Raw genomic sequence first — 19,461 nt, forward strand, 5'->3', positions numbered from 1 at the left:
ATCATTCACTGGTAAGCGCTGTGACCGGGTCGAGCCGGGCAGCTTTGCGGGCCGGCATAAAGCCGAAGAGGACGCCGGTGACCAGGGCGCAGGCAAAGGCGCCGATCACGGCGCCCAGGGAAAACGCCACGGCGACCTTGGCCAGCAGCAGGACGCCACCGACCGCCAGGGCGAGGGCCACGCCGGTCAGGCCGCCGACCACCGAAAGCATCACCGCTTCGGTGAGAAACTGGCGCAGGATGTCGCGCTGGCGGGCACCGGTGGCCATGCGGATGCCGATTTCCCGGGTGCGTTCGCGCACGGTCATGAGCATGATGTTCATCACCCCGATACCGCCCACCAGCAGGGAGATGGCGGCAATCGAGCCAAGCATCAGCGACAGGGTGTTCTGGGTGCGGGCCTCGGCCTGGATCATCGCGGCGTTGTTGGTCAGGCGAAAGTCCCGGCGGCCGTCGTGCATGCGCAGCATCACCTGGTCGATGGCCTTCTCGGCGTCGCGGACATTGCGTCCGTCGCGGGTGGCGATGGCCACGTATTCCGGATTGTGGGTGCCGAACAGCCGGACACTGGCGGCCGAGTAGGGGATCGCCACGCGATCGTCGCTGTCGGTTTCGCCGGAGGTGGCGCCTTTTTCCTGGAGCACGCCGACCACCTGGAACGGCACGTTTTCGATGAGGATGTACTGGCCGATGGGGTCGGCCACCTCCTTGAGCAGTTTGTCGCGGACCTTGTGGCCGATCACCGCCACGGCGGCTCCGGCATCGGCATCGGCCTGGGTGAAGTAACTGCCCTCGACCACCGGCCAGTTGAAGATCGCCGGGAACTGGGTGTCATTGCCGCCGACATAGGCGGTGTGGTCGAGGTTGCCGAAGCGCACCACGGCGTCGGCGCCGTTGACCGGCATGATCATTTTCACCTGGGGCAGTTCCGCCAGCGCCGCCACGTCGTCCAGGCTGATGATCCCCAGCGGGGCCCGTGGCGCGGCCGGCGCGCCACTCAGGTAGATAATGTTCGAGCCGAACGCGCCCATCTGCGCGATCACCTGGCGCTTGCTGCCTTCGCCGACCGCGAGCATCACCACCACCGAGGCGACCCCGATGACGATGCCGAGCAGGGTCAGGGCGGTGCGAAAGCGGTTGATCCACATCACCCGCCAGGCCGCTTGCACGGCGTCCACCAGCTCGCTTTTCCAGGCGCCACGATAGGCGCTGCCGTCACTCAGGCGCTGGCTCAGGTCGATCGCCTGCAGGGCGACGGGGTCGTTGCCGCGCTGCAGCTCGGGGTTGTCGCGGGTACTGTCGCTGACGATCAGTCCGTCGCGGATCTCGATGATCCGTTTGGCCCGGGCGGCGACTTCACGGTCGTGGGTAATAAGGATGATCACATGGCCCTGGCTGGCCAGTTCGTCGAGCAGCGCCATGACTTCGGCGCCGCTGTGGCTGTCGAGGGCGCCGGTGGGTTCGTCGGCGAGAATGATATGGCCGCCGTTCATCAGGGCCCGGGCAATCGATACCCGCTGTTGCTGGCCGCCGGACAACTGGTGCGGGCGGTTTCCGCCACGGCTGGCCAGGCCCAGGCGCTCGAGCAGGGCGGCGGCGCGGGCCTGGCGCTCGGCGGCCGGGGTGCCAGCATAGATCGCCGGCATCTCGACGTTCTCCCGGGCCGAGCCGGAAGGAATCAGGTGGTAGCCCTGGAACACGAAACCGAAGGCCTCGCGGCGTAGCCAGGCGAGGGCATCGCTGTCGAGTTCGGCGACGTTTTCACCGGCGAACAGGTAGCGCCCGGAGGTCGGCCGGTCGAGGCAGCCGAGGATATTCATCAGGGTCGATTTGCCCGAGCCGGAGGCGCCGACGATGGCGACGAACTCGCCGGCATGGATCCTCAGGTCGATGCCGCGCAGCACCTGCACCTCGGGACTGTCGCCGCCGCCATAGGCCTTGCGGATGTCCTGCAGGTCGATCAGTGGCGTTTGCATTCAGCCTCCACTGCCGGTCGCGGGGCCGATCAACAGATGGTCGCCCTCGGCCAGCCCGTCGAGGATCTGCATCCGTAGCCGGTCACTCATGCCGGTACGCACCTGGCGCGTCTGGATCTCGCCGTTGCTACTGACCACCCGGGCCGTCTGCAGCGGCGCCCGCGAGTCACCTTGCAGGGCGGCGATCGGCGCGGTGAGGACGTTTTGCGCCTGGTCGGCGACGAAAAACACCTGGGTGGTCATGTCCGCCATCAGCGCCTGGTCGGCGTTGTCGACATCCAGCAGTACGGTGTAAAGCACCACCCGCGAGCTGCCGCTTTTGTTACTGCTGCTGGAACTGCTGCTGCTCTGGCTGCCGGCTTCGAGGGGCTTGGGCGGTACCGGGAGGATCTGTCGGACTGTGCTGGTCCAGCGTCGGCTGCCGCCACTCAAGGTGGTGAAATAGGCGTGCATGCCCGCTTTGACGTGGCCGATATCGGCCTCCGAGACTTCCGCCCAGACCGTCATCGGTGACAACCGGGCGATGCGCAGGATCAGCGGTGTCTGTTGCTGGGCGTTGAGGGTCTGGCCTTCGCGGGCATCGAGGGCGACCACGGTGCCGCTCATGGGCGCATAGATCCGCGTGTAACCCAGCTCCGCCTCGTCGCTGCGCAGGCTGGCCTGGGCCTGGAGAATCTGCGCGCGGAACATGTCGATGCGCGCCTGGGTGGTGCGCAGCTCGGCTTCTGCCGCCTGCACATCCTCGCTGCGGGTGGCCCCGCCGGCGCTGAGCTGTTGCTGGCGCTGGTACTTCTGCCGTGCCAGGTCATGCAGGGCACGTTGTTCCTGCAACTGGGCCTTGAGGTTTTCAATCGAATAGCGACCGGCATCGAGCTTGGCCTGCTGGGTCGACGGGTCGATCTCCACCAGCAACTGGCCTTCCTTGACCTGATCGCCGATTTCGACACGGATCTTGTGGATCTGTCCGGAGGCCTGGGCCCCGACGTCGACGTAGCGACGTGGATGCAGGGTGCCGAGGGCGGTGACGCTGCTTTCGATATCGCCACGGGTGACCGTGACGGTGGTGAAGCGATCACGTCCCGGTGGCAGGATCTGCCAGGCGGCCAGGGCGACGACGGGGATCAGGCAAAGCGTGACAAGCAGGGCGCGGCGGGTGCGTCGGGGACGGTTCATGCAGGGTTCCAGCCGATGGAAAGTCGGTCCGTGACGACGCGGCGGGCACACGGGGGCACCGCGGCACTCGTTGTCGCCGGGCGACAAACACGGGAGCTGCAAGATAGACGAGAGGTCGGCGCGCGAATTTAAGTCCGGCCCGTGGACTTTTCGAGGTATTTGCGCCGGGTGGGTAATGGAAGATTGGAATCTATATGAGAATTATTATAAATTACGCCTGCTTCAAACAGCCATTGTCATGAGGTCCCGAGCCGGACGCTGCCGATCATGCTCAAGGACAGTCCCGCCGGGTGTGCGGACAGGAGTCAGGTTGGAAAGCTACTACCGCGAGCTGGTGTGTTTCCTCAATGCCCGGCTGGGTAATCGCCAGGCGGCCGAAGACGTTGTGCACGATGCCTACCTGCGGGTGCTCGAGCGTTCGAGCGAGACCCCGATAGGGCAGCCGCGGGCGTTCCTCTATCGCACGGCGATGAATCTGCTGATCGATGAGCACCGGCGCAATACCGTACGCCAGAACGAATCCCTGGACGTGCTCGACAACGACGAGCGGTTTTTCAGCCCGTCGCCGCAAATCTCCCTGGACCATGGGCTACGCCTGGACATGTTGCAACGGGCCCTGGCGGAGCTGCCCGGGCCGTGCCGCGACAGCTTCACGCTGCGCAAGATCGAAGGCCTGTCCCACCCGGAGATCGCCGAGCGCCTGGGGATTTCCCGCAGCCTGGTGGAAAAACACATCGTCAATGCCATGAAGCACTGCCGCGTGCGCTTGCGTCAGTGGGAGGCGAGCTGAGCCCTGTGCGCTGCCATCATTCTGTTCATGTGAATGTGCTATGTCTGCGTCACCGCGTGCAGACACGAGAGCTTCCATGCAAGCCCTGAACAACATCAACCTCGATTCCCTGATCGACACCTTCGTCAGCCTCAGCGCCGCCTTTATCCTTGGCGGCCTGATCGGTTTTGAACGCCAGTACCGCCAGCGCACCGCCGGCCTGCGCACCAACGTCCTGGTGGCGGTGGGGGCGGCGATTTTCGTTGATATGGCCAACCGCCTGGGCGGCTCCGAAGGGGCGGTGCGGGTGGTTGCCTATGTGGTCTCCGGCATCGGTTTTCTCGGCGCCGGCGTGATCATGCGCGAGGAGGGCAATGTCCGTGGCCTGAACACCGCCGCGACCCTCTGGGCCTCGGCGGCGGTCGGTGCCTGCGCCGGTGCCGACCTGATCCTCGAAGCCCTGCTGGGAACCCTGTTCGTCCTTGCGGCGAACACCTTGCTGCGGCCGATCGTCAACTACATCAACCGCCAGCCCCTGGACGTGGTCTCGGCGGAGGTCACCTATCTCCTCTACCTGATTGTCCGACGGGCCCAGCAGAAGACCGTGCTGTCGTTGCTCGAAAAGGAACTGGAGCGCAGCAACTACCCGGCCAGCGATGTCGAGGTGCGACCCTTCGGCGACGAGGAAGTGGAAATCGAGGCGACCCTGGCAATCACCTCGGTGGACGGCGACGAACTCGATGCGCTGGTGGCGCGGCTGTCGACCTCAAGCATGGTGCAGCAGGCATTCTGGAGCCCGAGTACCACCGACTGACCTGCCCTTCGCGGGCGCCGTCCAGTCGGTGCCCCCTATTGCCGGATCCGTGCAAGCTTCCTGGAAGTGACGGGGATCTTGGGATTTTCCCTACAGATGCTCCCGAGGCCTCTCGCTAAAGTGGCCGACCTTGTTCAGCCATCACGGCTTGAGCCTGACAGCCACAGGCCGGAATGGCCCCACGCCCACTGCCCAGCCACAGCAGGAATTGAGAATTTTCCTATACTGTATTTCGCTATTTCCCTGTCTTTTTTCGATGCAAGCACGTTCCCGTCTCAAGCAGTGGCTGGCGTACTTCTTGAGGATTTGTAATGCGCACAGCCCTGATAGTTGACGATCACCCGTTCATTCGCATGGCCATCAAGGTCTTGTTGGAAAAGGAGGGGTTCAAGGTCGTCGCCGAGGCCGATAACGGCGTCGATGCGGTGCAGTTGGCGCGGGAGCTGGCGCCGGACCTGATTGTCATGGACCTCAATATCCCCCGGCTCGATGGCCTGGAAGCGATCAAGCGACTCACCGACCTGCACCTGCCGAGCAAGCTGGTGGTACTTACCGAACAGGCGCCGGAGTTCTACTCCGAGCGCTGCATGCGCGCCGGCGCCATGGGTTATATCTCCAAGACCGCCGAGTTGATCGAGCTGCGCCTGGCGATCCAGGCGGTGATGCTCAACAAGAGCTTCTTTCCGCGCCTGGAAGGGCATGTTCAAGGCCAGGGCGCCAGCGTGTCGGAACCGGTGCTGATCGACAGCCTGAGCAACCGCGAACTGAGCATCCTGCGCTACCTCGCCCGGGGGATGAAGAACAAGGACATCAGCGAACTGATGCTGCTCAGCGACAAGACGGTCAGTACCTACAAGACCCGCCTGATCGAAAAGCTCAACCTCAAGTCGGTAGTGGCGCTGGCGGAGTTTGCCAAGCGCAACCAGTTGATCTGAGGTTTCCATTCCGGTCGGAATGCATTTCTGAAAACACCACCGACCTGTAGGAGCCTGGCTTGCCAGCGAAGAGGGCCTCAAGGACGCTGAAAGCTTCGCGGGCAAGCCAGGCTCCTACAGGTTTGCGGTGTTTTCAGGTGTTCGCAGTCAGCGGGGAAGGCCTCAATCCCACTTCGGCGCCAGACCCGCCGGGCTGGTCAGGCGATGGGCGCGTTCGAGGCCGGCGATCTTCGCCATTTCTTCGTCATTCAAACGCAGGTCTCGGGCCTTGAGGTTGCTCGCCAGGTTCTCGCGCTTGGTCGACGACGGAATCACCGCATAACCCAACTGCATGGCCCAGGCCAGGGTCACCTGTGCCGGAGTCGCCTGGTGCCGCTCGGCGATCTGGCGGATGACCGGGTCCTTCAGCACTTCCCCGTAGGCCAGGGTCATGTAGGAGGTGATCTGGATGCCCTGGTCCTGGGCCGCTGCCACCACCTTGCGGTTCTGCAGGTAGGGGTGCAGTTCGATCTGGTTGGTGGCGATCTGATCGGCACCGACGGCGGCAATCGCCTGCTGCATCAGCTCGACGGTGAAGTTGGACACCCCGATCTGCCGGGTCAGGCCCAGTTTCTTGGCCTCCAGCAACGCGCCCATGAATTCGGCGACCTGCACCTGGGCTTCTGGCGATGGCCAGTGGATCAGGGTCAGGTCCAGGTAGTCGGTCTGCAGTTTGCGCAGGCTTTCCTTGAGGCTGGGGATCAAGGCGTCCTTGCCGAGGTTGGCGATCCAGATCTTGCTGGTGATGAACAGTTCGTCACGGGGGATGCCGTTGGCGGCAATGGCCTGGCCGACCTCGGCCTCGTTTTCGTAGATCTGCGCGGTATCGATGACCCGGTAGCCCAGCTCGAGGCCGGTGCTGACCGAGTCGATGACAACCTGGCCTTGCAGGCGGAAGGTACCAAGGCCGAAGGCGGGAACAGACATGGGGGGACTCCTGAAGTGACAGTGGGAATGAGCAGGAGTATCCCCACCCCGATCTTTGAGAAAAAGTAGGGGTTGGGAAAAGGACTCTTTACCCGTGCGCACGAATCTGCGGAGTGTCAGGTCAGTCCTCGACGGCCTCCAGCAGCGTCGCGATGCCCTGGCCGCCAGCGATGCACTGCGTGGCAATGGCGTAGTGCCCGCCGGTGCGTTGCAGCAGGGCGGCGGCCTTGCCGGTGATGCGCGCGCCGGTGGCTCCCAGGGGATGACCGATGGCCAGGGCGCCGCCGTCCAGGTTGATCCGGCCGCGATCCAGGTCGAGTTCCCGCAGGCAGGCCAGGGACTGGCTGGCAAAGGCTTCGTTGATTTCCACCAGGTCGATATCGCCGATCCGCAAGCCGGCGCGTTGCAGCACCTTGCGGGTCGCATGGACCGGACCCATGCCCATGATCTCCGGGGCGCAGCCGGCCACCGCGACCGCCTTGATCCGCGCCAGGATCGACAAGCCGCGCTCGCGGGCGAAAGTTTCGCTGCACACCAGCACGGCGGCGCTGCCATCGGTCAAGGGCGAGGCGGTGCCAGCGGTGACGCTACCGTCGAACGCCGGTTTCAACCCTCCCAAACCCTCCAGGCTGGTGCCGGGACGAATGCAGCCATCTTCCTTGACCCAGCCGTTCGCGGTCTGGATAGCGATGATTTCGTCCTCCAGGCGGCCCAGTTCGCGAGCCCGGGCGGCCTTGGCGTGGGACTCGACGGCCAGGCTTTCCTGCTCGGCCCGACCGATGTCGTAGCGCCGCGCGACTTCTTCGGCGGTGTAGCCCATGGGCATATACACCTCGGGGTGATCGCGCATCAGCGTCGGGTTCGGCGAGATATTGAAACCGCCCATGGGCACGCGGGTCATGGATTCCACCCCGGCGCAGAGGAAGGCATCGCCGGCCCCCAGCAGGATCTGCCCGGCGGCATAGTGCACGGCACTCATGGACGAGCCGCAGAAACGGTTGATCGTCGCGCCGCCGAGGCTGTCGGGGAAACCGGCGCGGAAGCTGGCGATACGGGCGATATTCATGCCTTGCTCGGCTTCCGGGTAGGCACAGCCCATGACCAGGTCCTCGAGTTCGGCGGGGTCGAGGCTGAGCTTGTCCACCAGGCCGCGCAGCACCTGGGCGGCGAGGTCGTCCGGGCGAATATCGATCAGCGCGCCTTTTTTCGCGAAATGAAAGGGGGAACGGGCGTAACCGGCGATCACGATGGAGGTCATGGCGAAACTCCTGGGTAGGGCGCAAGGGGCGTGGCGGTTGCTCAGCCGCGCGGTTGGAGAATCATGCAGGTGGTCGACCCGGTGGCATAAAGCCGGCCGTCGACGTCATAGATCCGCCCTTCGGCCAGGGCGGTGGAGCGGCCGAGGTGGACGATCTTGCCCTCGGCGCGGATCGGCCCGCTGCTGTCGGTCAAGGCCCGCACGTAGCTGATGCGCAGGTCCAGGGTGGTATAGCCCTGGCCCTTTTGCAGGCGGGTGTGGATGGCGCAACCCATGCACGAGTCGAGCAGGGTCGCCGCGTAGCCGCCATGGACGCTGCCCAGCGGGTTGTAATGGCGGGAGTCCGGGGTGCCCTGGAACACGAAGTGGCCCTCGGCCCATTCGATGGGGATAAAGTCCAGCAAGCTGCCGATCGGCGGCGAGGGCAGTTCGCCGTTGCCGATGCCGTTGAAGAACTCGGCCGGCGTCAGCTGGCTGACTTCGGCCAGGGTCAGGCTGCCGGGGCCTTGCAGGCGCTCGCGCATGGCCTGTTCCTCGGCGATCCATTGGGCGAGCGTGACGTCGCGGTTCGGGGTCTGCATGGACGGCTCCTTTCTTGATATAAAAAATTATGTTCGTAATATTTCTCTTCATATTATGTCTGAAATATAAATTAATCCAGCATCCTGGGCTCTGTGGGTGGTCGTTCCAGTAGTGGAACGATGAAGCTGATTTTTACCGTCTAGCGCCAAAAATCAGTTGAATCTAAGCTGTGCCCCATATTGATGGAGGTACCCATGAAAAAGATTCTTGGTCTCTACACCAGCCCCAGGGGGCCATTGGGTCGGCGATGGCTTTCCGGTGCGCACGCTGTTTTCCTATGACAACCTGGGCCAGCACATCAGCCCGTTCCTGATGCTGGACCACGCTGGACCTGCTGATTTCACTCCCACCACCCAGCGCCGTGGCGTCGGCCAGCATCCCCATCGCGGCTTTGAAACCGTGACCATCGTCTATGACGGTGAAGTGGAGCACCGCGATTCCACCGGTGCCGGCGGCGTGATCGGCCCGGGCGACGTGCAATGGATGACCGCCGCCGCGGGGATCATCCACGAGGAGTTCCATTCCGAAGCCTTCGCCAAACGCGGTGGCCGCCTGGAAATGGTCCAGTTGTGGGTCAACCTGCCGGCCCGGGACAAGTCGGCACCGGCCGGTTACCAGGGCATTCTCGACAACGATATTCCCAGGATTCCCCTCAAGGACCAGGCCGGCAGCCTGCGCCTGATCGCCGGTGAGTTCGACGGCCGGCAGGGGCCAGCGCGGACCTTCACACCGATGGATGTCTGGGATATCCGTCTGGCCAGCGGGAAAACCCTGGCGCTGGACCTGCATGAAGGCCGCAGCACGGTGCTGGTGGTCCTGCGCGGTGGTGTGCGGGTCAATGGCGAGCAACTGGCGCAACCGGGGCAGTTGGTCGTCTTCGAGCGGGCCGGTCGCGACGTGTCGCTGCACGCCGACAGCGATGCCGTGGTGCTGCTGCTCAGCGGCGAGCCGATCGACGAGCCGATTGTCGGCCACGGCCCCTTCGTGATGAACAGCGAAGCCGAGATCCACCAGGCCTTTGCCGACTTCCAGGCCGGGCGCTTCGGGCAGATGCACGACTGACGCCGCCAGGCGGTCCTCCTTCCCCGAGGGCCGCCCACCACTTCGAATATAAAGCTATAACTCCATGAAGCCGTTCTGTGCGATCTTCGCGTCGCCGACGGTTTCTTTTCATGGAGTGGCTCGATGCTTGACCTGTTGTCTGAACATCCCCTGTCCTGCGCTTTTCTGCTGATCGTGATCGATCTGCTGTTGTGGCACCTGATGGGCAGCAAGAGCGATACCTGGAAACTGGCGGTGCGCCTGACGGTGTTCTCGCTGTTCAGCCTGCTGCTGTTCAACGAAGGCATGAACCCCTTGCAGACCCCGCCCTGGCCGGATGACATCCCCCGGCACCTGGCGGCCACCGGCTTGCAGATCGGCTGGTGGCTGTTCGGCGCACGGACCCTGACGGTGCTGCTCGGCACGGTGATGATGCAGCGGGTCGGGCATGCCGGACGGCTGGTGCAGGATGTGCTCGGGGCGATCATCTTCCTGATCGCCATTGTCGCGGCGGCGGCCTATGTGCTCGACCTGCCGGTCAAGGGCGTGCTGGCGACGTCCGGGGCCCTGGCGATCATTGTCGGCCTGGCCTTGCAGAGCACCCTCAGCGATGTGTTCTCCGGGATCGTGCTGAATGCCACCAAGCCTTATCAGGTCGACGACTGGGTGGCCATCGACGGTACCGAAGGCCGGGTCGTCGATATCGACTGGCGCGCCACGCGCCTGCAGACCTCCCAGGGCAGCATGGCGGTGGTGCCCAACTCCCTCGCGGCCAAGGCCAAGATCGTCAACTTCAGCCGGCCCAGCGATATGCATGGCCTGTCCATCAGTGTCCAGGTCAGCCCGCATTCCCGGCCCCAGGTGGTGATCGATGCCCTGGAGCGGGCCATGCTCGGCTGCCGCGCCTTGCTGCCGACCCCGGCGCCTTGCGTGACGCTGAAAAGCTCCAGTGCCGAGGGCGCTGAATACGAAATCAACGGTTTTGTGGTGTCCATGGGTGAGAAGCGCGAAGTGCGCAATCAGCTCTACGACCTGGCGTTCCGCCATTTGCGCGCTTCGGGGGTGAGCCTGCTGTCGAGCGGGGAGACTGCCGCGCCGGTGAATTTATCGCGTGCGCGAAGGTTGTTGGAAAGCTCTTCGATTTTCTCCACCTTGCGTTCGGAGGAGAAGGATACGTTCAGCGAGAACATGCAGGCGCAGATGTTCCGTGCCGGCAGCGAGATCATGGCCCGCGGCGAGGTCAGCGATCACTTGTTCATCATCGAGTCCGGTGTGGTCTCGGTGACGCTGTTGCGCGGCGGCGTGCCGATGGAGGCCGGGCGCATGGGGCCGGGCGAGGTGATCGGCGAGGCCGGGGTGCTGGCCGACATGGCGGTGGTGGCGGACTTCACCGCCAAGACCGACTGCGTGCTGTATCGCATTGAAAACGAGTACCTCAAGCCGTGCCTGGAAGCCCGGCACGATATCGGCGAGGCCATGAAAAGCCTGCTCGACCGGCGCTTGAGCGCGGTGCAGAACTTCACTCGCGAAGTGCCCAAACCGGTGGAGAAGCGCGGGTTTATGCAGTGGTTGCGCAGTCGGACTTGAGGGGGGATCAGTCGCGAAGAGGTCCTTGAGATCGCCAAAAGCCTATGGTTTAGAACGAGAACCCCAGCGCCCCCACTGCCAGCAACACCGCCGCCATCACCCCGACCAGCGCGAACAGTTGCTGCAATCGGGGCCCGGCCAGATGCCCGGCAACCTGGCGCCCCAGCACCAACCCGACCACCGCCCCCACCGCAAACGGCCCACCGACTGACCAGTGCATGGCCCCGGACAATGTGGCCGTGACCACACTACCCAACGACACCAGAGCAATCACCGCCAGGGACGTGGCAACGATGCTCTTGCTGTCCAGGTTGGTGTAACGCGTCAGCGCCGGGATGATGACAAAACCGCCACCGACCCCGAGCAGCCCCGACAACAATCCCGAGAGCATGCCGGTCACGGTCAGCGCGCGGGCGCAGGGCAGGGTCCAGCGCAACCGGCCTTGCAACGGATTCAGCACACAGGGCTGAAAGCCCGGTCGCGGCGCCGGACGGCCGTGTTGCAATTCCTTGCGGGCCTTGAGGAAGATCCGGCCGCAGGCATAGACCATCACCGCGGCAAACCCCAGGGCCAGCGGCTCGTTGGGCAGATGATGGGCCAGCCATAACCCCAGGGGCGTCAGCAGCACGCCGACCCCGGCGATATAGGCCGCTGCCCGATAGCGGACAATCCCCTGGCGCAAGCCGAGCAAGGCCCCGACACCCGCCGCCAGACCCACCGCGAGCAAGCCGATGGGCGCTGCTTCGACCATCGACAAACCCAGCCCGAACACCAGCAGCGGTACCGCGAGAATGCCGCCGCCGGCCCCGGTCAGGGCCAGGATCGCGCCGATCAGCGTACCCAGTCCCGCCCCCAGAAAAAGATGTTCGTTCATGGTTGGGTTTTGGCCGCCGTCAATGTCGGCCGCGCCAGCCATTCACGGCCCTTGAGCATGCCGCGCCAGTACAGTGGCGGCAGGATCCGCTCCTTCAGCCACCAGGCCAGCCGCGTCGGCCTGCGCCCGTCCAGCAACCAGGGGGCGAAGGTCGGCGCCAGCTTGCCGCCATAGGTGAATTCGGCGAGAACGATCTTGCCGCGCTCCACCGTCAGCGGGCACGAGCCATAACCGTCGTAGCTGGCCTGCCGGGGCAGGCGGCCGAGGGCCACCAGCACGTTGTTAGCCACCACCGGCGCCTGCTTGCGCGCGGCGGCGGCGGTCTTGGCATTGCTGGTGTTGGTCACGTCGCCCAGGCCGTGGATATTGGAAAACTGACGGTGTTGCAGGGTGGCCGGATCGACATCGACCCAGCCGGCCGCGTCGGCCAAAGGGCTTGAACGGATAAAGTCCGGGGCCACCTGCGGCGGCACCACATGCAGCATATCGAACGAGCGGACCAGGGTTTCCCGGGTGCCATCGGCCAGGGTGCGGGCGAAGGTCGCCTGTTTCGCCGGGCCGTTGACCGCCACCAGGCTATGGCCGAATTGCAGGTCGATCGCGTACTTGTCGATGTATTCCATCAGCGCGGGGACATAGTCGGGCACGCCGAACAGCACGGCGCCGGCGTTGAAGAAACGCGCGTTGATCCGCTCCTGGCGTCCGCTCCCGAGCCAGTGATCGCAGGACAGATACAGGGCTTTCTGCGGCGCACCGGCACATTTGATCGGCATTGGTGGCTGGCTGAACAGGGCCTCGCCCTCCTTGAGCTCCTGCACCAGTTTCCAGGTGTAGGGCGCGAGGTCGTAGCGATAGTTGGAGGTCACGCCATTGCGCCCGAGAGTCTCTTCGAGCCCGTCGATGGCCGTCCAGTCGAGTTTCAGGCCGGGGCAGACGATCAACTGTTCGTAGCCGACCCGGCTCTGGTCGGTGAGCACCACTTCGTGGCCGTGGGGGCCGAAGGCGCTGACCGCCGCCTTGATCCAGCGCACGCCACGGGGAATCAGTGACGCCATGGGCCGGGCGGTCGACTCGGGACGAAACACCCCGGCGCCGACCAGGGTCCAGCCGGGTTGGTAATAATGGGTGTCGGCCGGGTCGATGATCGCGATATCCAGGTCCGGCGCCCTGGCCAGCAGGCTGGCGGCCACGGCGATACCGGCCGCGCCGGCGCCGACGATCAGGATCTGGTGATGGGAAACGGCAGTCGAAGACATGGTGTCGGGTCCTGGTTCAGAGGGCATTGAGCGGGATCTTCAGGTAGCGCACGCCGTTGGCTTCCGGCTCGGGCAGGTGGCCGCTGCGCATGTTGACCTGCACCGCCGGCAGCATCAGCACCGGCATATCGAGGGTGGCGTCGCGGGCCTCGCGCATGCTGACGAAACTGTCTTCGTCGATGCCCTCATGGATATGGATATTGTCCGCGCGCTGTTCGGCGACGGTGGTCATGTAGCGCAGCTCGCGACCGCCCGGCAGGTAGTCGTGGCACATGAACAGCCGGGTCTGGGGTGGCAGCGCCAGCAGTTGGCGGATCGAGCGATAGAGGGTGCGTGCGTCGGCGCCGGGGAAGTCGCAGCGGGCGGTGCCGTAGTCGGGCATGAACAGGGTGTCGCCGACAAAGGCGACCCGTTCGTCGCCGGACTCGATCAGGTAGCTCATGCAGGCCGGGGTATGTCCTGGCGTGTGCAGGGCGCGGGCCTTCAGGGTGCCGATGCTGAATTCGGCATTGTCCCCCAGCAGCACATCGAACTGGCTGCCGTCGCGCTGGAAGTCGCTGCCGGCATTGAAGAGCTCGCCGAATACCTGCTGGACCACGGTGATATGGCTGCCGATGGCGACCTTGGCGCCGAGTTGTTCCTTCAGGTAGGCCGCCGCCGAGAGGTGGTCGGCGTGGACGTGGGTTTCCAGGATCCATTCCACCCGGGCGTCCAGTTCGTGGATCCTGGCGACCAGGCGATCGGCTGATGCGGTGCGGGTGCGCCCGGACTTGGGGTCGTAGTCGAGCACGCTGTCGATCAGTGCGCAGCAGCGGGTACTGGTGTCCAGCACCAGGTAGCTGATGGTCCAGGTATCGGGATCGAAAAAGGCTTCTACGGCTAGCTTGTCGCCAAAGGTCATTGCGTACTCCTGGTGTCATCGGCGGGGATGGGGTTCACACGGTCCTGTAGGAGCAGGGCTTGCCCGCGAAGCTTTTAGCGTTCTCAGGGGCCCCTTCGCGGCGGTGCGGCGATCCGACAAGCCCTGCTCCTACAGGTTAGGCGGTGTGTTCAATGTCCCGGTCCTGTCTGACAAAGAGTTCAATAAGCATGCCAAGCTGAGTTTTTTATTTTCTGCTGTGTTTGCTGATTTATATCAACCTATTCGCCGACGTTTTCTGATTTAGAAGCATTTGGCAGATAAATTGGCAGTCATTCTGGCAGTCGATGGCAGCTAATGGCAGAAAGCATTGGCATGGATTAAGCTCCTGCCTCCACCCGGGAGTTGCCATGACCATCCTTGCCACCGATCTTGCCCGAGCCGATATGCGGGCCCTGGTGTCCTATCTGGAACACGACCTCCAGCCGACCATCGTCCTCGACACCGACTACAACATCGTCGCCGCCAACACCGCCTACCAGCGTCAGTTCGGGGTAGAGGGCCGTCCCCATGTCGGCGCGAAATGCTTTCGGGTCTCCCATCAGTTCGCGGTGCCCTGCGACCAGGCCGGCGAGCATTGCCCCATGCGCAAGGCCCATGAAAGCCGCTTGCCCGAGCGGGTCCTGCATATTCACCACACGCCCCGTGGCCCCGAGCATGTCGACGTGGAACTGCGGCCGTTGCTGGACGCGCAGGGCGAAGTGGTGGGTTATGTCGAACGCTTGAACACCGTCACCGTGGCCTCGGCCCAGCCGCAGCATCAGGGCCTGGTGGGTCGCTCGGCACCGTTCAAGGAGGCCTTGAGTGCCTTGCAACGGGCGGCGCCGTCGCCGATTCCGGTGTTGCTGCAAGGCGAGTCCGGTACCGGCAAGGAACTCTTTGCCCGCGCCCTCCACGAGGGCAGTCCACGGGCCGGCGGGCCGCTGGTGGTGGTCGATTGCACCGGCCTGACCGAAACCCTGTTGGAGAGCGAGCTCTTCGGTTACGAAAAGGGCGCCTTCACCGGCGCCGTGCAGCGCAAGATCGGCCTGGCCGAGGCGGCTCATGGCGGCACGCTGTTTCTCGACGAGATCGGCGAGGTGCCGTTGGCGATGCAGGTCAAGTTGCTGCGCCTGATCGAGTCCGGCAGCTTTCGCCCGGTGGGCAGCCTGCGTACCGTGCACTCGGACTTCCGCCTGGTCTGCGCGACCCACAAGCCGCTCAAGGACATGGTCGCGGCCGGGAGTTTTCGCCAGGATCTGTTCTACCGCATCAGCGCCTTTCCGATTCGCCTGCCGGCCCTGCGCGAGCGCGGCGACGACCTGCCGTTGCTGATCGACAGCCTGTTGCAACGCCTGGCGCCGACGGCGGTGCCGCGTATCGACCCGCCGGCGATGAAGGCCCTGGGGCTGCATGACTGGCCGGGCAATATCCGCGAACTGCGCAATGTGCTGGAGCGGGCCCGGCTGTTTACCGACGATGGGGTGATCCGGCTGGCCGATCTGCCCGCCGAACTGAGGCGTGAAACCGCGTCGGCGGCACCCCAGCGACGGCGTGGGCGCAACGAGTTGGAGCAATTGGCCCACGCCCTGGCGATGTTCGATGGCTCGCGCAGCGAACTGGCGAAAACCCTGGGGATGAGCGAACGCACCTTGTATCGGCGCTTGCAGGCGCTGGAAGGGAAGGCCTGAGGTGCGGAAGCCGTCACTCCTGCACCGACGTCGTTCAATCGTTCGTCAGCAATGCATTGGCGAAGAGCGCCGGGTCGGCATTGCCCCCTGACAACACCACCACCGCGCAGCGACCTTCCAGCACGATGCGCCCGGCCAGCAACGCCGCCAGGCCGACCACGCCGCCCGGTTCGACCACCAGCTTGAGATTCTCGAACGCCCATCTCAGGGCGAAGCGGACCTCGGCGTCGGTGACCGTCAATGCGCCGCGCAGCAGCCGGCGATTGATCTCGAAGGTCAACTCGCCCGGTGCCGCGGTCAGGATCGCATCGCAGATCGAATGGCCGCCCGGCGGGATACTTTGCCGGCTGCCCGCGACCAGGGAGCGCCCGGTGTCATCGAAGCCCTCCGGTTCCACCGCATACACCGCGACCTCGGGAAACTGACTGTGCAGGGCCACGCTGACCCCGGCAATCAGGCCCCCGCCGCCGCAGGGCACCAGGGCCACGTCGGGACGCAGGCCCAGCGCCCGGGCCTGGCGGGCGATCTCCAGTCCCAGGGTGCCCTGGCCGGCCATGACCCGTGGGTCATCGTAGGGCTTGACCAGCACCGCGCCGCTTTCGGCGGTCAGTGTCGCGGCGATGGCCTCGCGGTCTTCGGTCTCGCGGTCGAACAGCACCACCTGGGCACCATATTCGCGGGTGCGGCGGATCTTCAAGGCGGGTGCATCCCTGGGCATCAGGATCGTCGCCTGGATGCCCAACAGCCTGGCCGCGCAAGCCACGCCCTGGGCATGGTTGCCGGAGGAGAAGGCCAGCACGCCACGGGCGCGTTCTTCGGGACTGAGGCTGGCCAGGGTGTTGTAGGCACCACGGAACTTGAACGAGCCGGTTCGTTGCAGCACTTCCGGCTTGACCAGCACCCGGCCCTGGCAGTGTTCATTCAGGCTGTGGAATTCCAGCAATGGCGTTTCCACGGCGTGCCCCTGGATACGCAGGGCGGCCTGTTCGATATCGGCCAGTTGAATGGGCTGTGAGGTCATGTCGCGCTCCTGGGTGGGCAAAGGCCTAATCTGCGGTTTTCCGCGGCCCTTGAAAAGCGCTTGTTCACGGGGTTGAACAACGTAAAATCCGTGGATGGACACTCTATTTCTCGAAACTTTCCTGGCGGTGATCGACTGCGGTTCCATTGCCGCGGCGGCGCGTCAACTGGACCTGGCGCCGACCACCGTGGCCCAGCAGATCAAGGCCCTGGAAAAACAGCTCGACAATGCCTTGCTCAGACGCAGCGGGCATACCGTGAAGCCGACCGCGGCGGCCCATCGGATTATCGAGCGGGCGCGGCTGATTGTCCGCGAAGCCCGCGACCTGCGGGCCAGTGCTTCCAGCGGTGTGCTGCCGGTCGGGCCCCTGCGGCTGGGGGCGACCCAATATGCCTTGATGCAACTGCTGCCGCCGTCGCTGCATGAATGGCGTCGACGTTATCCCGAGATCGAGATCTATATCGAGCCCGGTAATTCCCAGGAGTTGATGGAGCAGGTGGTGAGCGGCGACCTGGATGCGGCGTTGATCGTGCATCCGTTGTTCGCCTTGCCCAAGAGCTGCGAGTGGGTTGCGCTGGTGGAAGAACCGCTGGTGCTGATCACGCCGACGGCGATGCAGGTGGAGGATGTACTGGCGACCCTTGTTGAAGAGCCGTTTATCCGCTTCAGCCGCAAGGTGGTCGGCGGCAAGCTGGTGGAGGCTTATCTGCAGGGGCATGGCCTCAAGCCCAAGTCCCAGTTCGAACTGGATGGCATCGACATCATCGTCAAGTTCGTCGCCGAGGGGCTGGGGGTGGCGTTGGTGCCGGATCGGCCGGAAGCCAATCACGAGGTGCAGGGCGTGCGCCGTTGGGAAGTGCCGGGTCCGAGGTTGTTTCGGACCCTGGGGATTATCTGGCAACGGGCGTCGGTGCGGGCACCGTTGGTGGTGGCGTTGAATGAGTTGATGGCCGAGCAGGCGATATAACCTGCCAGGCCGGAGCGCAACACTCTTATGCCGCCTTTACCCTCACGTATCAGACCAGCGGCGCAATATTCAGCCGAGTCGAACAGGCCAGTAACGAACGCCGCTGCGTCGCGGCATACAGCTGCAACTCATCGATGGTTTCACGCCCCAGCGCCTGGTGGAACTGCTCGCGGTTGGAACTGCCGGTGTAATGCGCCTGGGCGTCATCCCCCAGGTTCGACTGGAAGATCCCGGCCGCGCTGACCGGCAAAAAGTCCTCATACACCAACGGCTCGAAACTCACCTGGCCGGCTTCGATCAAGGCTTCCAGCTCCCGCAGCGGCAATTCGCTGCTACGTGCCGCAATGCCTTTCTCAGTGGGGAAGTAGCGGAAGTACGCCAACCCCTGCTTGCGCATCTCGCTGTAGTTGTCGGGGAAGGCCTTGAAGGTGTTCGCCATGATCTGGTCATAACGCGCGGCATTGGCCTCGTTGGGGAAGTCACCGAGTTCCTCCCGCGCGGCGTTCAGCAAGCGGTCGTAGAGCAGGCGGCCCTTGGGTGTCAGTGCCGCGCCGCGTTGTTCGATTTCGCCGAAACGGGCCGAGTGGCTGCCGGTTTCGCTGGCGTCCTGGCCGATAAAGGTGATGGCTTCCTCCAGCGCCTTGAAGCTGGTCTGGCGCAACAGGATCGCGCACTCACGGCGGGGCGGGCCTTCGATCACCGCCTTGGGGGTGATGCCCTTGCCCGGCATGGCGGCTTGCACCGCGTCGATGTCCAGGGTGCGCGGGGTCAGGTGGTTGATATGCGGCCCCCTGAACGCCACCACATCGGCGATCAGCCGATGCTGGGCATTGAGCTTTTTGTACTCGTCCAGGGACACCGTGGCGCTGTTGTGCCAACGGAAGGTTTCCAGTGCCTGCTGGACGAACTCGGCGGCATCGGCGGAATCGAGGCCGCCATTCATCTCGGCCTTTTCGATCAGTTCGATGGTGCGCGGGGTGAAGATATTCCGCCGGCTGAGGATCCATTCGGCGAATTCCCGCAGCCCGTCTTCCTCGATCAGTTCCAGGCGCAGCAGCGAAGTGAAGACGCGGAACGGGCTGACCTGCAAGGCCGTTTCATGCACCGCGCGAAAGGCGGTCGAATGCACCGGCACGCCGGCCGGAGTCAGGTCGTAATAACCCACCGGTTCCATGCCCATCACCGCGAACAGTCGGGCCAGGGTCGCCAGTTCCGCCGCCGTGCCGACGCGAATGGCGCCGTGGCGTTCCATGTCCAGGCGACGGATCTCGCCGGTCTGGCGCAGGCTTTCGGCAACCTGGGCATTGTTGCCCAGCACCTGTTCGTTGACCTGCGCGACCAACTCCATCAGCGCGCCGTAGAGCGGCACTTCGGTCTTGTACATCTGCGACATGGCACGGGAAAACTGCGCGCGGATCTCGTCGGGGTGGGCGAAGACAGCGGTGCTCATGGGGTGGTACTCCGCAAAATCGGGATGACTGGACTTGCGCTGAATTCTGCGGGTGGTGGGGGGCGGGTTCAAACGAATTAAGGTCCAGGGATCATTCCAAAAAGGACTGACCTGGGTGCACCCCAGGGGCGGTGGGGGGAGTCCGGGCAATATCCGCCGGCGCGACGACCCATGCTCGGGCGGTTTGTATCGCACTGTGTCTGG

General features: G+C 64.4%; 16 protein-coding genes and 1 pseudogene. 7 read left to right on the plus strand and 10 right to left on the minus strand.

Annotation, left to right across the window (positions count from 1 at the left end; all coding sequences use genetic code 11):
* Position 1: 1 nt before the first annotated feature.
* Both M5C56_RS20375 and M5C56_RS20380 read right to left on the minus strand, forming a co-directional pair.
* Positions 2-1,975 carry a MacB family efflux pump subunit gene (locus tag M5C56_RS20375; protein WP_103498089.1) on the minus strand — a complete coding sequence of 658 codons (1,974 nt, stop codon included), beginning with the start codon at positions 1,973-1,975 and terminating at the stop codon, positions 2-4.
* A complete protein-coding gene (locus tag M5C56_RS20380; RefSeq protein WP_103498090.1) occupies positions 1,976-3,148 on the minus strand; it encodes an efflux RND transporter periplasmic adaptor subunit in 1,173 nt (390 codons plus the stop codon). It lies immediately after the preceding gene.
* Between the two features lie 310 nt (positions 3,149-3,458).
* Here M5C56_RS20380 and M5C56_RS20385 point away from each other — a divergent pair, with 310 nt between their 5' ends.
* The 3 genes from M5C56_RS20385 to M5C56_RS20395 all read left to right on the plus strand — a co-directional run bounded on the left by M5C56_RS20385 (position 3,459) and on the right by M5C56_RS20395 (position 5,666).
* Positions 3,459-3,938, plus strand: coding sequence for a sigma-70 family RNA polymerase sigma factor (locus tag M5C56_RS20385; protein WP_218171371.1), 480 nt, complete (start codon positions 3,459-3,461; stop codon positions 3,936-3,938).
* Positions 3,939-4,014: 76 nt separating this feature from the next.
* Complete coding sequence (locus tag M5C56_RS20390) at positions 4,015-4,731, plus strand: MgtC/SapB family protein (RefSeq protein ID WP_103498092.1); 717 nt, start codon at positions 4,015-4,017, stop codon at positions 4,729-4,731.
* A gap of 311 nt (positions 4,732-5,042) precedes the next feature.
* Positions 5,043-5,666, plus strand: coding sequence for a response regulator transcription factor (locus M5C56_RS20395; RefSeq protein ID WP_103498093.1), 624 nt, complete (start codon positions 5,043-5,045; stop codon positions 5,664-5,666).
* A 162-nt stretch (positions 5,667-5,828) separates the two neighbouring features.
* Here the strand turns inward: M5C56_RS20395 and dkgB are convergent, their stop codons facing one another.
* The 3 genes from dkgB to M5C56_RS20410 all read right to left on the minus strand — a co-directional run bounded on the left by dkgB (position 5,829) and on the right by M5C56_RS20410 (position 8,471).
* Positions 5,829-6,632, minus strand: a complete 804-nt coding sequence (dkgB, locus tag M5C56_RS20400) for a 2,5-didehydrogluconate reductase DkgB (RefSeq protein WP_103498094.1) — start codon at positions 6,630-6,632, stop codon at positions 5,829-5,831.
* A 121-nt stretch (positions 6,633-6,753) separates the two neighbouring features.
* The gene (locus M5C56_RS20405; protein WP_103498095.1) at positions 6,754-7,890 is read right to left on the minus strand and encodes a thiolase family protein; all 1,137 of its coding nucleotides are present in this window, start codon (positions 7,888-7,890) and stop codon (positions 6,754-6,756) included.
* Between the two features lie 41 nt (positions 7,891-7,931).
* On the minus strand, positions 7,932-8,471 hold the full coding sequence (locus M5C56_RS20410) for a PaaI family thioesterase (RefSeq protein ID WP_103498096.1): 540 nt from the start codon (positions 8,469-8,471) through the stop codon (positions 7,932-7,934).
* A 195-nt stretch (positions 8,472-8,666) separates the two neighbouring features.
* Between M5C56_RS20410 and M5C56_RS20415 the strand changes: the two are divergent.
* Positions 8,667-9,534: pseudogene (locus M5C56_RS20415) on the plus strand (pirin family protein).
* Positions 9,535-9,657: 123 nt separating this feature from the next.
* On the plus strand, positions 9,658-11,100 hold the full coding sequence (locus M5C56_RS20420) for a mechanosensitive ion channel domain-containing protein (protein ID WP_103498097.1): 1,443 nt from the start codon (positions 9,658-9,660) through the stop codon (positions 11,098-11,100).
* A gap of 49 nt (positions 11,101-11,149) precedes the next feature.
* Here the strand turns inward: M5C56_RS20420 and M5C56_RS20425 are convergent, their stop codons facing one another.
* Genes M5C56_RS20425 through M5C56_RS20435 form a run of 3 tightly spaced genes read right to left on the minus strand, consistent with a single transcriptional unit; the run spans position 11,150 to position 14,131 of the window.
* Entirely contained in the window at positions 11,150-11,974 is an 825-nt protein-coding gene (locus M5C56_RS20425) for a sulfite exporter TauE/SafE family protein (RefSeq protein WP_103498100.1), read from the minus strand.
* Entirely contained in the window at positions 11,971-13,230 is a 1,260-nt protein-coding gene (locus tag M5C56_RS20430) for an FAD/NAD(P)-binding oxidoreductase (RefSeq protein ID WP_103498098.1), read from the minus strand. The genes M5C56_RS20425 and M5C56_RS20430 overlap by 4 nt, the downstream gene beginning before the upstream one ends.
* A 16-nt stretch (positions 13,231-13,246) precedes the next feature.
* On the minus strand, positions 13,247-14,131 hold the full coding sequence (locus M5C56_RS20435; protein WP_103498099.1) for an MBL fold metallo-hydrolase: 885 nt from the start codon (positions 14,129-14,131) through the stop codon (positions 13,247-13,249).
* Positions 14,132-14,499: 368 nt separating this feature from the next.
* Here M5C56_RS20435 and M5C56_RS20440 point away from each other — a divergent pair, with 368 nt between their 5' ends.
* Positions 14,500-15,819, plus strand: coding sequence for a sigma 54-interacting transcriptional regulator (locus tag M5C56_RS20440; RefSeq protein WP_103499605.1), 1,320 nt, complete (start codon positions 14,500-14,502; stop codon positions 15,817-15,819).
* Between the two features lie 34 nt (positions 15,820-15,853).
* On the opposite strand, the gene M5C56_RS20445 is transcribed toward M5C56_RS20440, so the two are convergent.
* A complete protein-coding gene (locus tag M5C56_RS20445) occupies positions 15,854-16,840 on the minus strand; it encodes a threonine/serine dehydratase (RefSeq protein ID WP_103499604.1) in 987 nt (328 codons plus the stop codon).
* 94 nt (positions 16,841-16,934) lie between these two features.
* Here M5C56_RS20445 and M5C56_RS20450 point away from each other — a divergent pair, with 94 nt between their 5' ends.
* Complete coding sequence (locus M5C56_RS20450) at positions 16,935-17,807, plus strand: LysR family transcriptional regulator (RefSeq protein WP_103499603.1); 873 nt, start codon at positions 16,935-16,937, stop codon at positions 17,805-17,807.
* 49 nt (positions 17,808-17,856) lie between these two features.
* Here M5C56_RS20450 and M5C56_RS20455 read toward each other — a convergent pair whose 3' ends face one another.
* On the minus strand, positions 17,857-19,257 hold the full coding sequence (locus M5C56_RS20455; RefSeq protein WP_103499602.1) for a VOC family protein: 1,401 nt from the start codon (positions 19,255-19,257) through the stop codon (positions 17,857-17,859).
* Positions 19,258-19,461: the final 204 nt, after the last annotated feature.

Source organism: Pseudomonas sp. MWU13-2862 (genome assembly GCF_023242495.1).
Classification (GTDB): domain Bacteria; phylum Pseudomonadota; class Gammaproteobacteria; order Pseudomonadales; family Pseudomonadaceae; genus Aquipseudomonas; species Aquipseudomonas gingeri_D.

Bases quoted from the DNA above. Each gene is read 5' to 3' on its own strand.
- M5C56_RS20440 (WP_103499605.1), top strand. From the start codon at position 14,500: ATGACCATCCTTGCCACCGATCTTGCCCGAGCCGATATGCGGGCCCTG.
- M5C56_RS20425 (WP_103498100.1), bottom strand. From the start codon at position 11,974: ATGAACGAACATCTTTTTCTGGGGGCGGGACTGGGTACGCTGATCGGC.
- M5C56_RS20430 (WP_103498098.1), bottom strand. From the start codon at position 13,230: ATGTCTTCGACTGCCGTTTCCCATCACCAGATCCTGATCGTCGGCGCC.
- dkgB (WP_103498094.1), bottom strand. From the start codon at position 6,632: ATGTCTGTTCCCGCCTTCGGCCTTGGTACCTTCCGCCTGCAAGGCCAG.
- M5C56_RS20410 (WP_103498096.1), bottom strand. From the start codon at position 8,471: ATGCAGACCCCGAACCGCGACGTCACGCTCGCCCAATGGATCGCCGAG.
- M5C56_RS20420 (WP_103498097.1), top strand. From the start codon at position 9,658: ATGCTTGACCTGTTGTCTGAACATCCCCTGTCCTGCGCTTTTCTGCTG.
- M5C56_RS20405 (WP_103498095.1), bottom strand. From the start codon at position 7,890: ATGACCTCCATCGTGATCGCCGGTTACGCCCGTTCCCCCTTTCATTTC.
- M5C56_RS20450 (WP_103499603.1), top strand. From the start codon at position 16,935: ATGGACACTCTATTTCTCGAAACTTTCCTGGCGGTGATCGACTGCGGT.
- M5C56_RS20445 (WP_103499604.1), bottom strand. From the start codon at position 16,840: ATGACCTCACAGCCCATTCAACTGGCCGATATCGAACAGGCCGCCCTG.
- M5C56_RS20390 (WP_103498092.1), top strand. From the start codon at position 4,015: ATGCAAGCCCTGAACAACATCAACCTCGATTCCCTGATCGACACCTTC.
- M5C56_RS20455 (WP_103499602.1), bottom strand. From the start codon at position 19,257: ATGAGCACCGCTGTCTTCGCCCACCCCGACGAGATCCGCGCGCAGTTT.
- M5C56_RS20380 (WP_103498090.1), bottom strand. From the start codon at position 3,148: ATGAACCGTCCCCGACGCACCCGCCGCGCCCTGCTTGTCACGCTTTGC.
- M5C56_RS20375 (WP_103498089.1), bottom strand. From the start codon at position 1,975: ATGCAAACGCCACTGATCGACCTGCAGGACATCCGCAAGGCCTATGGC.
- M5C56_RS20435 (WP_103498099.1), bottom strand. From the start codon at position 14,131: ATGACCTTTGGCGACAAGCTAGCCGTAGAAGCCTTTTTCGATCCCGAT.
- M5C56_RS20395 (WP_103498093.1), top strand. From the start codon at position 5,043: ATGCGCACAGCCCTGATAGTTGACGATCACCCGTTCATTCGCATGGCC.